Source organism: Acetobacter oryzifermentans, assembly GCF_001628715.1.
GTDB lineage: Bacteria > Pseudomonadota > Alphaproteobacteria > Acetobacterales > Acetobacteraceae > Acetobacter > Acetobacter oryzifermentans.
In genome coordinates this window covers 339,365-353,949 of record NZ_CP011120.1, presented here as the reverse complement: position 1 = coordinate 353,949, position 14,585 = coordinate 339,365, and the positions used below count along the sequence as shown (strand labels likewise).

At 51.1% G+C, this 14,585-nt stretch carries 12 protein-coding genes; 8 read left to right on the top strand and 4 right to left on the bottom strand.

Annotation, left to right across the window (positions count from 1 at the left end; all coding sequences use genetic code 11):
* Positions 1–95 precede the first annotated feature (95 nt).
* Both argC and WG31_RS01630 read left to right on the top strand, forming a co-directional pair.
* Complete coding sequence (gene argC, locus WG31_RS01635; protein WP_063353416.1) at positions 96–1,016, top strand: N-acetyl-gamma-glutamyl-phosphate reductase; 921 nt, start codon at positions 96–98, stop codon at positions 1,014–1,016.
* A gap of 36 nt (positions 1,017–1,052) precedes the next feature.
* Positions 1,053–1,784, top strand: coding sequence for an SDR family NAD(P)-dependent oxidoreductase (locus tag WG31_RS01630; protein ID WP_063353415.1), 732 nt, complete (start codon positions 1,053–1,055; stop codon positions 1,782–1,784).
* A gap of 104 nt (positions 1,785–1,888) precedes the next feature.
* Here WG31_RS01630 and WG31_RS01625 read toward each other — a convergent pair whose 3' ends face one another.
* A complete protein-coding gene (locus tag WG31_RS01625) occupies positions 1,889–3,283 on the bottom strand; it encodes a Hint domain-containing protein (RefSeq protein WP_063353414.1) in 1,395 nt (464 codons plus the stop codon).
* Between the two features lie 282 nt (positions 3,284–3,565).
* Here WG31_RS01625 and WG31_RS01620 point away from each other — a divergent pair, with 282 nt between their 5' ends.
* The 3 genes from WG31_RS01620 to WG31_RS01610 all read left to right on the top strand — a co-directional run bounded on the left by WG31_RS01620 (position 3,566) and on the right by WG31_RS01610 (position 7,380).
* The gene (locus WG31_RS01620; protein WP_006116875.1) at positions 3,566–3,826 is read left to right on the top strand and encodes a hypothetical protein; all 261 of its coding nucleotides are present in this window, start codon (positions 3,566–3,568) and stop codon (positions 3,824–3,826) included.
* 93 nt (positions 3,827–3,919) lie between these two features.
* Entirely contained in the window at positions 3,920–5,224 is a 1,305-nt protein-coding gene (locus tag WG31_RS01615; RefSeq protein WP_063353413.1) for an HlyD family secretion protein, read from the top strand.
* Positions 5,224–7,380 (top strand): peptidase domain-containing ABC transporter, encoded by a 2,157-nt coding sequence (locus tag WG31_RS01610; protein ID WP_063353412.1) that lies wholly within the window; start codon positions 5,224–5,226, stop codon positions 7,378–7,380. The genes WG31_RS01615 and WG31_RS01610 overlap by 1 nt, the downstream gene beginning before the upstream one ends.
* 9 nt (positions 7,381–7,389) lie before the next feature.
* Here WG31_RS01610 and acuI read toward each other — a convergent pair whose 3' ends face one another.
* The gene (gene acuI / locus WG31_RS01605; protein WP_063354827.1) at positions 7,390–8,370 is read right to left on the bottom strand and encodes an acrylyl-CoA reductase (NADPH); all 981 of its coding nucleotides are present in this window, start codon (positions 8,368–8,370) and stop codon (positions 7,390–7,392) included.
* Between the two features lie 225 nt (positions 8,371–8,595).
* Between acuI and WG31_RS01600 the strand changes: the two genes are divergently transcribed.
* Complete coding sequence (locus WG31_RS01600) at positions 8,596–9,918, top strand: hemolysin family protein (RefSeq protein WP_006116871.1); 1,323 nt, start codon at positions 8,596–8,598, stop codon at positions 9,916–9,918.
* The gene (locus tag WG31_RS01595) at positions 9,915–11,210 is read left to right on the top strand and encodes a histidine-type phosphatase (RefSeq protein WP_006116870.1); all 1,296 of its coding nucleotides are present in this window, start codon (positions 9,915–9,917) and stop codon (positions 11,208–11,210) included. Before WG31_RS01600 ends, WG31_RS01595 begins: the two co-directional genes overlap by 4 nt.
* A 48-nt stretch (positions 11,211–11,258) precedes the next feature.
* Here WG31_RS01595 and WG31_RS01590 read toward each other — a convergent pair whose 3' ends face one another.
* A complete protein-coding gene (locus WG31_RS01590) occupies positions 11,259–12,125 on the bottom strand; it encodes a hypothetical protein (protein ID WP_006116869.1) in 867 nt (288 codons plus the stop codon).
* A gap of 219 nt (positions 12,126–12,344) precedes the next feature.
* Between WG31_RS01590 and WG31_RS01585 the strand changes: the two genes are divergently transcribed.
* Positions 12,345–12,788, top strand: a complete 444-nt coding sequence (locus WG31_RS01585; protein WP_006116868.1) for a glycine zipper family protein — start codon at positions 12,345–12,347, stop codon at positions 12,786–12,788.
* Between the two features lie 104 nt (positions 12,789–12,892).
* Here the strand turns inward: WG31_RS01585 and WG31_RS01580 are convergent, their stop codons facing one another.
* Positions 12,893–14,560: an OprO/OprP family phosphate-selective porin gene (locus tag WG31_RS01580; RefSeq protein ID WP_063353411.1), complete on the bottom strand. Its 1,668-nt coding sequence runs from the start codon at positions 14,558–14,560 to the stop codon at positions 12,893–12,895.
* Between the last annotated feature and the right edge of the window lie 25 nt (positions 14,561–14,585).

Genomic DNA, 14,585 nt, shown 5'->3' with positions numbered 1-14,585 from the left:
AAGATATGATGGCATTTTGCCATAAACAGCCGCGCCGTCTATGCGGCAGCAGCCAGAAAGCCTAATCTGCCGCCAGAACCAGAATGAGGTAAGGCATGACACAGAAACCCGTAATCTTTATTGATGGTGAAGCCGGCACAACAGGGCTTGAAATTCGCGAACGCCTTGCCCCTTTGCCTGTCACACTCCATTCCATAGATCACGCACAGCGGAAAGACCCGGCCGCCCGTAAGGAAGCCATGCAGGCCGCAGATCTGGTTGTGCTGTGCCTGCCCGATGATGCATCGCGCGAGGCTGTTGAAATGGCTGCCGAGTTAGGCGATGCGGCGCCGCGCATTCTGGATGCCAGCACAGCTTTCCGCACAGCACCCGACTGGGTTTATGGTTTTCCCGAACTAGAAGCCGGACAGGCGGAAGCCATTGCCATTGCCCCCCGCGTTGCCAACCCCGGTTGTTACCCCACAGGGGCCATTGCCCTGCTACGCCCATTGCTTGATGCTGGCATTATGGACGCACGTTACCCCGTGTGCATTAACGCCATTAGCGGATACTCTGGCGGGGGCCGCAGCATGATTGAAGCACATGAGCGCGATGGCGGCCCAGCATTTGAACTGTATGGCCTGAAGCTTGAGCATAAGCATGTACCCGAAATTCACCAGCACGCGGGACTTAAGCGCAGGCCGGTTTTTGTGCCATCTGTTGGGCACTTTGCACGCGGCATGATTGTTTCCATTCCGCTGCATCTGGACGATCTGAACGGAAACGTGAGCGGGGAAGACCTGCACAACATTCTGGAAAAACATTACACAAGGCAAGACCATGTGCGTGTGCTGGCCGCAGAGCCAAAACTTTCTGCCGAAGCCCTTGCTGGAAGCGACAGAATGGAACTGCGCGTGCATGCCAATACCCAAAACCGGCAGGCGTTGCTTACGGCCCGTTTGGATAATCTGGGCAAAGGGGCATCTGGTGCCGCGTTACAGAACATCCGGCTGATGCTGGGCCTGAACGCACCCTGATCCTGCCCACACAAAACAAAAGAAAGGTTAAAGACTATGAGCAATCGTGTTGCGCTTGTAACCGGCGGAAGCCGAGGCATTGGTGCCGCTATTGTTGAGGCTCTGGCAAAAGATGGCTACGATATTGCCCTCTCTTACGCCAACAGTGCAGATGCTGCTGAAAAAATTGCCCAAAAGGTGCGTGCACTGGGCCGCAAGGCAATCCCCATTAAAGCCAACGGAGCCACAGTAGAAGGCAACAAGGCTGTTATTGCCAAAACCATTGCAGATTTTGGCCGTATTGATGCGCTTGTGTGCAATGCGGGCATGTTCCCTTACGGCCCAATTCATGAAACCAGCGTTGAAGATATTGAAAAAGTTCTCAACCTGAATGTGCGTGCTGTTATGATTGAAACAGCAGAAGCCGCAAAGCACATGCAAAAAGGTGGCCGCCTTATTTTTATAGGTTCTGCTTTTGGTGCACGCGCGCCCTTCCCCGGTATTTCTCTTTACGCCACAACAAAAGCTGCGCTACGCGGTTTTGCCAAGGGTGTTGCGCGTGATCTTGGGCCAAAAGGCATTACAGCCAACGTGGTAGAACCCGGCCCAATTGATACGGACATGAACCCGGCTGAAGGCGAAGTTGCAAAACTGATCAGCAGCTTTGTGGCGACCGGTGCTTATGGCACGGTGGCGGATATTGCCTCTACAGTTGCCTTTCTTGCCAGCCCACAGGCTGAATACATTACAGGCGCGGCCATTCCGGTAGATGGTGGATTAGAAGCTTAAAGCCTTCCACTTTTTCTAACGAAGTTTTATTTAAAGCCCCAGCATCCATTTTGAGGATGCTGGGGCTTTTTTGTTAAGCCGGGCAAAAAACCTTGCCGCAGAAATTATGCTGACAGCGCTACATCTTCCTGCTGATCGACACACACAACATACGGGCCGGATGCTCGGATTTCTAAGCTGAGAATACCCATTTTGTTTGTAGCAATGTTAAGCAGTGGCAAAAGGGCATTGCCATCTGTCCATGCGCAATCTTGCCACCCCATATCATGCCACCCTTCTGGCTTAGAGGCCGCCAGATGCTCCGTAACCTGCTGTGATGCCCGGATAGAACCAAAATGGATTTTGCCAACAGCAACACCCATTTGGCGGCGGTCATCTACAAACGGACCGATAGAATCACAAGGACGGCTGGAGCGAGAAACCACACGCACACTTTCCACCCCTGCTGGGAGCATGAAGCTGTAAGTGTTCTCGGATTTTTTGAAGGGATAAATAGTCGCCCCAGCATTTGTAATGAGCTTAATATCTGGATCTTCAATAAGAACTTTTGGTTCTGCGCGATTTTCAATTCCCAGATTTTTTGCTCTTTCTTCAATTTTTTGAAAAATTGGTTCAACAAACTCACGCTGAACACCCAATGGCGCAGCGGCATCTTGCTGCCAGTTTTTCTGCTTGCCACCAATTCTGATAACTTTGCCAGCCGACTGGAAGTTACGACGATTTCCTGTATCCAGATAGCTTTCAGTCAACATACCATCTGCCATGATAACGGAATGTTTGTCCGTTTCAATATGGTAGTAATTATAAGATGTCACGCTTGTATCATAATAAATGGATCGACCATTTACCAACATACGGGCAGGAACAAACTTTCCTTCCACAAACAGACAATGTTCAGATGTTATCAACATATCTTTAAAAGGTACGTTTTCTGAAATAGAATTTTTTAAAACACGCACAGGATATCCGGCCTGATCTTCTGGCAAATTGCCATTAACAACAACACGTGCTGTTCCGGCCCATACAACTTCTTTTTGTTCTTCTTTACCATCCATAAAAACAGAAATCATTCTACCGGGGGCAATATCCTGCACCGGCACATATCCATTTTCTGTTTTTATGAATGAATCTTTCAAAAAGCATGCAAATGTATCGCTATACATTCCATCTGTTGTAATATTTGTAACTTGATACGCCCCAGATAAGCTATGCGTAATGTTTAACGGATTACTAACTGTAGCTGTATCTGGTATCACAACGTAAAGATTCTGGTTTGTATAACCACTACCTGCGTTAAGATCCGTGCTGATAATTGTTTCTTTATTTGTTGGATCATACGTTGCGTATAAATCAGATGTGGTAATCGAAAGATCTAATGTAAAATGATAATCAGATGGATTGCTAATTTTATAATAATTAGAACCCGTCATTGCAGATGCACCAGAAAGAGAGACATTCTGATCTGGTAAGGTAATTTCTATAGTATTTGAATCTGACATCTGAGAATCACCATATAAATTTCATGAAAACACGACAAAATGTAAGGGTTTTTTATCTGCGCCCATGAATGCAAAAATCACATACCTGATTTGATTATTTATTTTTGATAAGTATTAGTGAACAAAATAAATACGCATTGTGTAATATATAATTTTTTATTTGTCTAATTTCTTAAGTGTTCTTCTGTTATTTACTTTACTATACTATTGTCAGAAAATATATTTTGCCAGAATATAGGTTTGCCGCAATGGCACAACTTTCTTGGTCTAAGGTGAAAACCTATGAAAACTCTGAACGATTCCGAAATCGCTATGGTTGCTGGCGGTACGCTGGGCGATGCTCTGGGTACCACACTGACAGACACACTGGCTGGTCTGGATGTTGGCCTGGCCACCATTCTTGGCGGCGTGAACAGCACGGTTAATGCTCTGGTTCCTGCTGCAACAAGCGGCGTGACCACGATTGCTGATGGCCTACTGACGGGTCTGGACGCCACAACCAATGGCGTGACCTCCCTGCTGGGTGACATTCTGAAAGTTTAATTTCAGGAATTTCCAGGCGGTTTTCAAAAAGCCGCCTGGTTATTTTACAAAAACACTAAGTGGTAAAACTTTGCACTCTTCAAAAAAGCCTGCATGAGTTCGAACCTTTTTAGGCGTGAGGTTCTAGACGCGCGGCGCCAATCATGGCTTGGGCAGGTTCAGGCCTCTCAACCGCTTTCCATCCGAATTGCGGCGTGGTTTACGCTCGCCCTTGTGGTGCTGGCCATTCTCTACATCATCTGGGGTGTTTATACCCGGCGTGTGCATGCCACCGGATTGATGGTTCCTCCTTCGGGCCTCATTACCGTTAACGCCAATACAACTGGCACCATAGCCCGGCAAAACGCTATAGAAGGCCGCCACGTTAAAAAAGGTGATGTGCTGTTCACGATAGATCTGGAAGCCACATCCGCATCAGGCCCTACGCAGGAGCATATTCTTTCCCAACTGCGCCACCAGCGTGACCTGTTGCAGCAGCAAAAGGACATTCGTGCCAAGGATGCTCCCGTAGAAAAACAATCTATGGTAACCCAAATCCGTTATCTTAACCAGCAACACCAACATATCGGGCACCAGCTTGATAATGATGCCCATGTGCTGCCCGTGGTGGAAGCTGCCGTCCGCCGTATGCAAACGGCACAATCCGCGCATTTGGTAACAGAAACACAATTCCAGAGCCAACTTTATACCTATGCCCAACTGCTCAGCAGTCACGCACAGTTTTTGCAAAGTTATACAGATACAGAAGGAAAGATTGCAGACCTTACCACAAAGCTGATCCGCTATGATGGCCAACTGGCGCACGATCTGAACGACCTGGATAAACAAATTGCCCAGATTGACCAACAGATTGCCGAAAGCGAAGGCCACCAAAGCAGTATTATATTGGCCCCAGATGATGGCACCCTTACTGCTGTCCGCGTTAATCCCGGCCAACAGGTTTCCTCCGGCACCCCCCTGCTCACCCTATTGCCCACAGGCCATGCTTTAGAGGCTGAACTGTATGTTAGCTCTGCTTCTATAGGGTTTTTGCATGAGGGCGAACCTGTTTTGCTGCGCTATGCGGCCTTTCCCTATCAGCGCTTTGGCCTGTACCGCGGCCATGTCAGTGAGATCACGCGCGCACCCGTAACGGCAACAGATGGCACAGGCCAGAAAGCTGCTCCTTCAGACAAAGACAAAACACAATCGCAAAATCCGGGGCAGGATATCTATCGCATTCGTGTGCGTCCAGATCAGCAATTTGTAGAAGCCTATGGCCAACACAAACCCCTTGAAGCGGGCATGGAAGTGGAAGCCGATATCGCCATTGATACCCGCAGGCTCTACCAGTGGATTTTCGATCCCGTTATCAGCATGCGTGATGATTTTTACGCCGTGAGCGGAGGATTGAGGTAATGGGCATCACCCTCAAATCCCTTGAATTCGGATGGCGTTCGCGCACTCCTGTCATCTTGCAGGTAGAAGCCGCGGAATGTGGGCTGGCCTGCCTGGCCATGATTATGGGCCATTATGGCAACCAGATTGATCTGGCCACGCTGCGCAGGCGTTATTCCATATCTGTTAAAGGTGTTACGCTGCGCGATCTTATCGCTACGGCCGATACGGTGGGCCTATCTACCCGCGCCGTGCGGCTGGAACTGGAAGATCTGCCCAACCTGCGCATGCCCTGTATTTTGCACTGGAGCATGAACCACTTTGTGGTGCTTACACAGGTTAAGGGCAACAAAGTTACCATTCATGACCCAGCAGTAGGCCGCCGCACGCTCAGCATGGGCGAAGTCTCACGCGAGTTTACAGGCATTGCCCTAGAAGCCACCCCTAATGACAGCTTCCGCCGCGAGGATGACCGTGAAACTCTACGCCTGCGCGATCTGTTCCGCCATGTCGCAGGGCTGCGCCCGGCGCTGATGGTGCTGGGGGCGCTTTCCCTTGGGCTGGAAGTTATTGCGTTAGTCATGCCCATGGTTTCGCAGGTAGTGATTGATGAAGTGGTGGTAACGGCTGATCACGAACTGCTTATCACCATTGCTTGTGGCATGGCCCTGCTTCTGCTCTTGCAGATGCTTATTGGCTGCGTACGACAATGGGCCGTGCTGCTCCTGAGCACACGGGTTGGCTTGCAATGGAATACCAGCCTGTTCGACCACCTCTCCCGCTTGCCGCTGGATTACTTCTCCAAACGCCATGTGGGCGATGTGCTCTCGCGCTTTAACGCATTGGGCACCATCCAGAAAACCATTACCACCGATATGGTGCAAACAGTCATGGATGGGCTGATGGCTGTGGGAATGGCCATCATGCTGTTTATTTATGGTGGCTGGCTGGGCATGGTGGCTATGGTGGCCACGGGGCTGGATGTGCTCTTGCGCCTGATCACCTACCGCATCTACCGCGAGGCATCTGAAGAACAGATTGTTATTGATGCCCGCCAGCAAAGCCATTTTATAGAAACCCTGCGCGGCATGGCCAGCGTGAAGCTTTTGGGCCTGCGTGAGCGCCGCCGCACCACATGGCTAAACCTTTTAGTGGACAGCATTAACATCCGCCTGCGCCTGCAACGGTATGATCTGATTTATGGCCGCATGGGCGATCTGATTTTTGGCGCCGACCGTCTGATTATGATGGTGCTGGGTGCAGGCGCAGTAATGAGCGGCCACATGACAGTTGGTATGCTGGTAGCGTTTCTCTCCTACAAAGATCAATTCGCCACACGCATTGGCAACCTGATCAGCAGCGGCTTCCAGATACGCATGCTCAATGTGCAAACAGACCGCTTGTCTGACATTGTGATGACAGACCCGGAAGCCACAAGTACCACGGCGGCCATTCCTCCGACCCGTCTGGATGAACAACCAGCCGGCGGCACGCTCAGTTGCTCCGGCCTATCTGCCCGCTACGGCACGCAGGACCCGTGGATCTTCCGCAACATCTCGCTAGAAGTGCCAGCCGGCAGCAGTGTGGCCATAGTGGGCCCTTCAGGCTGTGGCAAAACTACCTTTCTCAAAGCTCTGATGGGGCTGATGGAAACACAGGAAGGCAGCATCCGGCTGGATGGCGCGGATCTGGAAAGCCTGACGCTTGAAGGCTATCGCAACCGCATTGCTGGAGTATTGCAGGATGATGGCCTGTTCTCTGGCTCCATTGCCGACAATATCAGCGGATTCTCCGAACAGGTGGATGAAGCATGGTTGGTGGAATGTGCCACCCGCGCAGCCATTATTGATGATATCAAGCGGATGCCCATGGGGTTTGAAACCCTGGTAGGTGATATGGGCAGCGGGCTTTCTGGAGGACAGAAGCAGCGTGTCATTCTGGCGCGTGCGCTCTATCGTAAACCTGAAATCCTGTTTCTGGATGAAGCCACCAGCCATCTGGATGAACTTACCGAGCGCAGGGTAGCCGAAGCCCTGCGCGACATGAATGTAACCCGCATTATGGTTGCACATCGCCCGGCAACCATCGCACATGCGGATACCATCTATATCTTCCAGCCCGGTGGCGTGCTGACGCAATACCAGCCACCCAATACACAGAACAGGGCGGCATCTTAACTTTTTGGCTTAGGGAATGCGTACAACCAGCCGCCCCCGCACATGGCCAGCCAGAAGCATATCTGCGGCCTGCGGCGCTTCCGCCAGATCAATCTCACGCACCATGTCATCAAGCTGCCGGGGGGGTATCAGTTCAGCCAGACGCGCCCATGCATCCTGGCGCTCCCGCCGGGGGCATTGCACACTATCAATGCCCACCAAGGTAACGCCTCGCAAAATAAATGGGGCCACTGTTGCGGGAAAATCCATCCCTCCGGCCAACCCGCAGGCCGTTACCACCCCTTGTGGGCGCATACTTGCACAAACAGAGGCCAAAACCTGCCCCCCCACAACATCAACCGCACCTGCCCAGCGGGCTTTTTCCAACGGGCGGGATGGCGTGGTAAAATGCGCGCGTGGCAATACTTCCGCAGCCCCCAAACTGTGCAGATAAGGTTGTTCCTCCAACCGCCCGGTTACCGCCACAACCTGATACCCCAACCGGGAGAGCAGCATGATAGCCACGTTACCAACCCCGCCACTCGCACCTGTTACCAGCACCGGCCCACTTGCGGGTTCCACCCCTTCTCTCTGAAGGGCCTGCACACATAACATGGCTGTAAAGCCAGCCGTGCCAAGCGCCATAACCTGCCGCCCGTTCAACCCCAATGGTTGCGGCACAGCCCATAAGCCCGGCACACGGGCCAATTGGGCAAAACCTCCCCAGCGGCTTTCCCCCAAGCCATGGCCGGTTACAATAACATCCTGCCCGACAGGAACCGCAGGGTGGGCAGAAGCCTCTACCCGACCGGCCAGATCAATACCCGGCACCATAGGCCAGTTGCGTATGATCGGGCCCTTGCCTGTAAGTGCTAACGCATCCTTATAATTAAGGGATGACCACTGCACCCGAATTGTTACATCCCCTTCCGGCAGGTCTGCTTCTGCCAGTTCGCGCAGCGTAACCCGCTGGCCAGATTCTGTTTTTTCTACATACAGGGCTTTAAACATGTTTTTTTCACCGCTGGTTAAGCTTTTGCCACCCATCAACCGGCCAAAATTTGGAGCACGATACGCATTACACCAACGCCTGCAAAGCCCATCTGTGCCTACATGACAGTATTTTGAAGTTTCTTCTCATTCCGGTTGGGATCAAAAATTAAACTAGGTATCTGTTCGGCCTGCGGGTATAGATGAAACCACCATTACAGGTTTCACTTTATTTCGGACGTTCTCTTGTTCCTGTTTATTATGGGTCTGCTGACCCTTGTCCTGCTGATTGCTGTCAGCATCCTCATTTCACTTTCCGAGATATCCTTCGCAGCTGCGCGGGAGGTCAGGCTTCGCAGTCGTGCAGAAGCAGGAGATAAACGTGCACAGGCCTTTCTGGCCCTGCGCCGTAACAGCGGGCAGGTTATGACTGCCATCCAGATCTGCCTGAACGGTGTGGGGATTCTGGGCGGTATTGCCAGCTCCGAAATGTTCACCCCGCCTGTAACCGAATTTTTAAGCCGCTGGGGTATGTCAGACTGGTGGGCACAAAATCTGGCCTCCACCTTCAGCTTTATTTTTGTAACCGGCGCCTTTGTTCTGTTTGCAGATCTGCTGCCCAAGCGCGTTGCCATGAACAACCCGGACAAAGTAGCCATGGCGGTTGGGTGGTTCCCCCGCGTGGCGCTACGGGTGCTGTATCCGTTTGTGTGGATTTTCTCCAAAATTTCTGATGCCATTTTGCATGCACTGAAAATCCCGGCTGCTTCTGCGGTGGAACCCATAACACCGGAAGACCTGCACGCCATTCTGGCCGCTGGCACGGCATCCGGCGTGCTGCTGCAACAGGAACACCAGATGATTGAGAACGTGCTGGCCCTACAGGCGCGTTCCGTTACCTCCGCCATGACACCGCGTGATGAAATTATCTTTCTGGATATTCAGGACACGCCCGAACATAACCACGAAAAGGTACGCACCAATCCTTATTCCCGCTATCCACTGTGCAATGGCGGATTGGACAAGGTTATTGGCTCCATCCGTGCGGAAGACGTTCTGGCATCTGTGGTGGACCCTTCCATTGCGCCTTCTGGCCGCCCCCACAGCAACCCCATTGCCCGGATGCGGCGTGAAGTTCTCTCTGTTCCCGAAACACTCAACCTTTGGGATACGCTGGCCCAGTTTGATACCCACGGCACCGGCTTTGCCCTGATAGTTAATGAATATGGGCTGGTTGTGGGGCTAATTACCTTTAAAGACATTATGGGCGTGCTGATGGATGGGTTGGCCAGCCCGTTTGAAGAACAAGCCATTGTAAAGCGTGATGAAAACTCGTGGCTGGTAGATGGCGCAGCCCCGATTGGGGATGTTATCCGAGAACTGCATGTGTTGGATTTGCCCGATAGCGAGCAGTTTGACACAATCGGCGGCTTTATTATGCACCGTCTGCGCCGTATGGCCCGCAAGGCAGACCGGGTAGATGCTGCTGGTTTCCGCTTTGAAGTGGTGGATGTGGAAGGGTTCCGTATCAACCAGTTGCTTGTGACACGTATGACCGAGACCTCATGAATTTTTCCTATTTCCGTTCCTCCGCTTTGCTTCTTGCCTGCCTTCTGGGCACTTCACTTTCAGCCTTTTCACCCACAATCGCTATTTCAGAAGCATCCGCTGCACAGGCAAATACCTCTGAGGCGACATTAGAACGGGTTGTGCTGGTTTCCCGCCACGGAATCCGCAGCCCAACAAAGCCTTTAGACAAGCTAGAAAAAAAGACCCGCCACACATGGACACCATGGCCTGTGCCCCCTGGTGAGATGACAGCACATGGCCAGTTTGATCTTGGCCTTATGGGGCAATTTTTAAAAAGCTATTACCACATTGCCAGCAGAGATGCTGCGGCCCGTTGCCTGCCAGAACAACCAGCTTTTATATGGGCAGATTCCGCCAGCAGCCGCACGCAGCACAGTGGCGATATTCTGGCTGCCGCATTAAGCGATGGATGCCAGACACAGGCCCGCTCCATGCCTGCCAAAACGCATGATCTGCTGTTTAACGCTTTAGCCGCTAAAAAAACGACACTGGACACAGATGACGTTGAAAAAGCCCTAGATCCAGAACGCATGCCGGATACGCAACTGCCGCCACCTGTGCAATCCGGCGTCCAAACCTTGCAAACTCTGTTCGCCCCTAGCGCATGCACCACGGGCGCAACCCCTTGTTTTTTCAAGCATGCGCCCCTCTCATGGAAAAAAGGTGCGCCTCATGCAGAAAACGGATTGGCATTAGGTTCTACTGTTTCAGAAGCCCTGTTGCTGGAATATGCGCAGGGGCTCCCTTCTTCCATAACCGCAGCAAATACAGATGCCGTGCATACGCTCAACAGTGTTCTGCCTGTGCATAATTATCAAAGTGCGCGTATGCGCCGCGCCCCTGCCATTGCCATCCCACGTGGCGGCAAACTGGCCCAAGCTATTCTAACACTATTGAATGAACAGCCCCTGACCTTGCCAGATGGCAATGTGCTGCCTACGCAAGCCCGCGTGGTTATGTTTGCCGGGCACGATACCACATTGGACATGCTGACAACGCTATTTGGGCTGGATTGGACCTTTACAGACCAACCAGACCCCACAGCCCCAGATACAACACTGGCTTTTGAAACATGGAAGCACCCTGATGGACGCAAAGAAATCCGCTTTGCTGTTTTCCATCAATCTCTCGCCCAACTGCGAGATGGCCTGAAGCTAGACAACGTTCCGGGGCAAGGTGCGCCCCTGCCCTTAACCAGCACACTTTGTAACCAACCCAAAAACGAAACCTGCTGGCTGGAAAACTTAAGCCAACACGTGCCACAACATTAACGCAGGATAGCCTATGCATCGGAACACCAGTGCATAGGCCAAAGCGTTTTACTTGATCGGTTTAAGAAACCGAAATAACGAGCGCGTAATTTTGTTACCCTTGTAACGCACCTGCGTTTTTTTGGGTAAAACGCCAAAATGTTCTTTTACCCGATAGGTATCTAGGCTGAACCCGGCTTCCAGTGCTTCCTTATAAAGTTCATCAAACTTCTGTTGCAGATCCGGGCGCGGATGATTGTAAATTGTGCCATCAAACCAGTGTTTGCGGTCTTCACCATTTAAGCGCTGCAAAGAATATTTATGGGAAAACTGCGTACCCATATCTGAATAATGCAGGAATTTTAGCGCTTCCAACGGCATACCATCGCCATCCAGATTGCTAAAGGCGGGATCTAGTGGCTGAATATATTCGGGATGCTTTTCAAAAAACGTTTTCAGCTTTTTATGAGCCGATGCGTCTTTTTTAATTTCCGCTAACGGGGGCAGAAGCTTCATGGCGGCTTCGCAATCCCACATCAGGGTGCCCAGCCGCAAATCTCGCCCTTGGCCAGATGCCAGCATCACCTTGCCTTCTGGAATAGGCAGGTTCCATAGCTTTGCAATATCTGAAAGGGCAAAAATATCAGCATCCATATACAGCGCACGCCCCTTGCCGCCACAATAGGCAGGAATACCCCAACGGAAGCCAGAAAACGGCGTTGGCCATTCCGTCGTGTTCCAGCCTTCTTCCGGCTTAAAGCCAGAATACCAGAAACTCGAAGGATCACGCGTAAGCTGCATGAAAGTAATATCAACCGGCAGACTACTATATTTTGTAATACTATAGTGTAACACCATTAACTGTTCTAGGTCGCAATCGTTTGGATCACATCCAATAAACAGTTTAACTACGGCATTCATTCGTAAGTCTTTCATATTGATTTTTTGTTATTAGAATAAACGTTTGCATAACAGAAAGAGCCAACGTTTCAAACGGAAGTAAGGCTAGTTTATTTTTTAATGACTGTTGAGCTGTTTATCTTGTAAGAAAACTCTGCCTGATCATATTTTCATTCTTTCTTTTCCTTAAAAATGGCATGATTATCTACCATATATACGCATGTATCATGGCTTATATACAAAGGACAAATATACATGAAGCTTCATAAAGCGGCGTTTGCCTTCCTGCCGGCTCTTTTGCTTGCAGCTTGCGCTGAAACACCTATGGGCCCTACCGCACAGGTATTGCCCGGCCCCGGCAAAGATTACGGCACCTTTTTGCAGGAACAAAATTTCTGCCGCTCTCAGGCTGCTGCTGCTGTGCATGGTCAGGCAGGTAGCCAGAATCGGAAGGCCCTCTATGGTGGGCTGGCAACCACTGCGCTGGGCGCAGGCTTGGGGGCTGCTGTTGGTGGTGGCACAGGCGCTGGTATTGGTGCAGCCGCAGGTGCTTTGGGTGGAGGCCTTGGTGGCAGTGCTTATTCCAACAGCCAGCAAGGTGGCATTCAGACCCAGTACAACAATGCGTATGTAGCCTGCATGGTTGCCTACAAAAACGTGCTGCCTGCCCCCAATGCTGGTTATATGCCGCAGCAGTAAAAACTACGCTTTATCTTAGCTCACACGCGTTTTGTGGGCTGATAATAGCAAAAAGGGATCGTTCCTTTCGGAATGATCCCTTTTTTAATGGCAGAATATCGGATTTAGAATGCGGCCTGCACACGGGCAGCCACAGAATTCCCATCACGGCCAAGAATGTTATAGGCTTGGCTATTACGCGTTACGATAAAGTGGTTGAAGTCCAGCATCACGCGGAAGTGGCGGTTGGGATACCAGTTTACCCCACCAGACCATACCGTTTGGCGGCCACCGCGCACACTGTTTGCCGTATCATCAAAATCAGCCACACTGTAACGGCCAGAAAGTTCCAGCGCGCCCCAGTAACCGTGTGCGGGATCAAATTCGTGTTCCACACCCGGAGCAGAGAACGCCCCTTCTTTTTCATTATACATACGGGGCTTGCCAAACAGCGTATAGTTAGCTGCGCCATAGTAACCTTCAAACGATAGAGATGGCAGAGACTGCCCACCCTGCTGTTGATTGCGCGTCACGCCGATGTGGTAATATTCCCCCTTCAGCACCAGCTTTTTCCAGCGGAAACCCAGTTCCGGCCCAGCAGACCATACGGAGCCGATGTTGCGCAGCGCGCCTGTGTTCAGCAGTGCCGTTGTTGTTAGGTTAACTTCCGGGGCTTCTTTAAAGGTATATGTGCGGCCATTGGTGCCATCATTCACCTTGAATGCGCTAATGGCGGAAAGGCCCAAATGCACATCTATGTCTTTAGAAACATAGGGGCGCCCGGCAACACGGAAGGTGCCACCGGTCTGGCTATCACCAATATTGGTATCCTTGGCACGGTTACCAAATGTCTGACCAGTGAAATACCCTGCAATCCACCAGCGTTTTTCATAATGCAAGCCACCAACACTAAAGCGAGCATCGCCTGCGGCAATATTACGCACGATATCCGTGATGGCAGGACGTTCCATCATTTCGAAATCGTTGGAGCTTTCGGAATCTTCTTCCGTCACACGTGGCTGAAAATAACCTACTGTTAGAATAGTGTTGTGCAGGCCGGTGTAGTTCAGGTTGGCTTCATACAGACCATCCGATCCGTCCGCACTGCCAGACCCGAAATCAGGCGTAATGTTTGCCACCCAATCTTTATACCGGAAGGTGAATGGAATACGTAGGCGGCGTGCATTTTCTGTGAAACTTGAGAAATCACCTTTGGTTTCGCCCCGGCGCGGAGACATGCCCATAAAGCCACCAAAGTCTTCATGAAATGCCAAACCAATAGACAGGCCATAAGCTCCGTCCTCTGATGCAACCGTAAAACGCCCTTTGGGAAAGCCGATGATCATGCCCCCAACGTGCACGTTTTCATCCTTTTGCGTTGCGGCCTTGAAGTCCTTCCAAGATGTCGTCATGCCGCGATCAGAAGGGGGTGTGCCCACACCGTTGTTCAGCAGAATATTTTTGCGTGGCGTTTGTTCACCAAACTTTACGTTAGGATCTACATCGTTATCAGCATATTTTTCCGGGAACTTATACCCATTTTGTGCCGTTGTACGTGTAGCACGACGTGAAGCAGGGCCCCTTTGCCGTGTTTCATTTTGGGCGATCTGAGATTTAAGATGTGTAATCTGCCCCATCATTTCACGCCGCATTTCAGCCATTTCGGCTTTCAATGCACGGATCTGGGCATCATCTGAACTGGAAGCCTCGGCCACTGGGGCAATTCCAGACATCAAAATTGAAGCAAACGCAAAAGATGGAAGAAGCGGTGAACAACGACGCATCATGGCCATTCCAAAACAGAAGAGGAGCGATGCG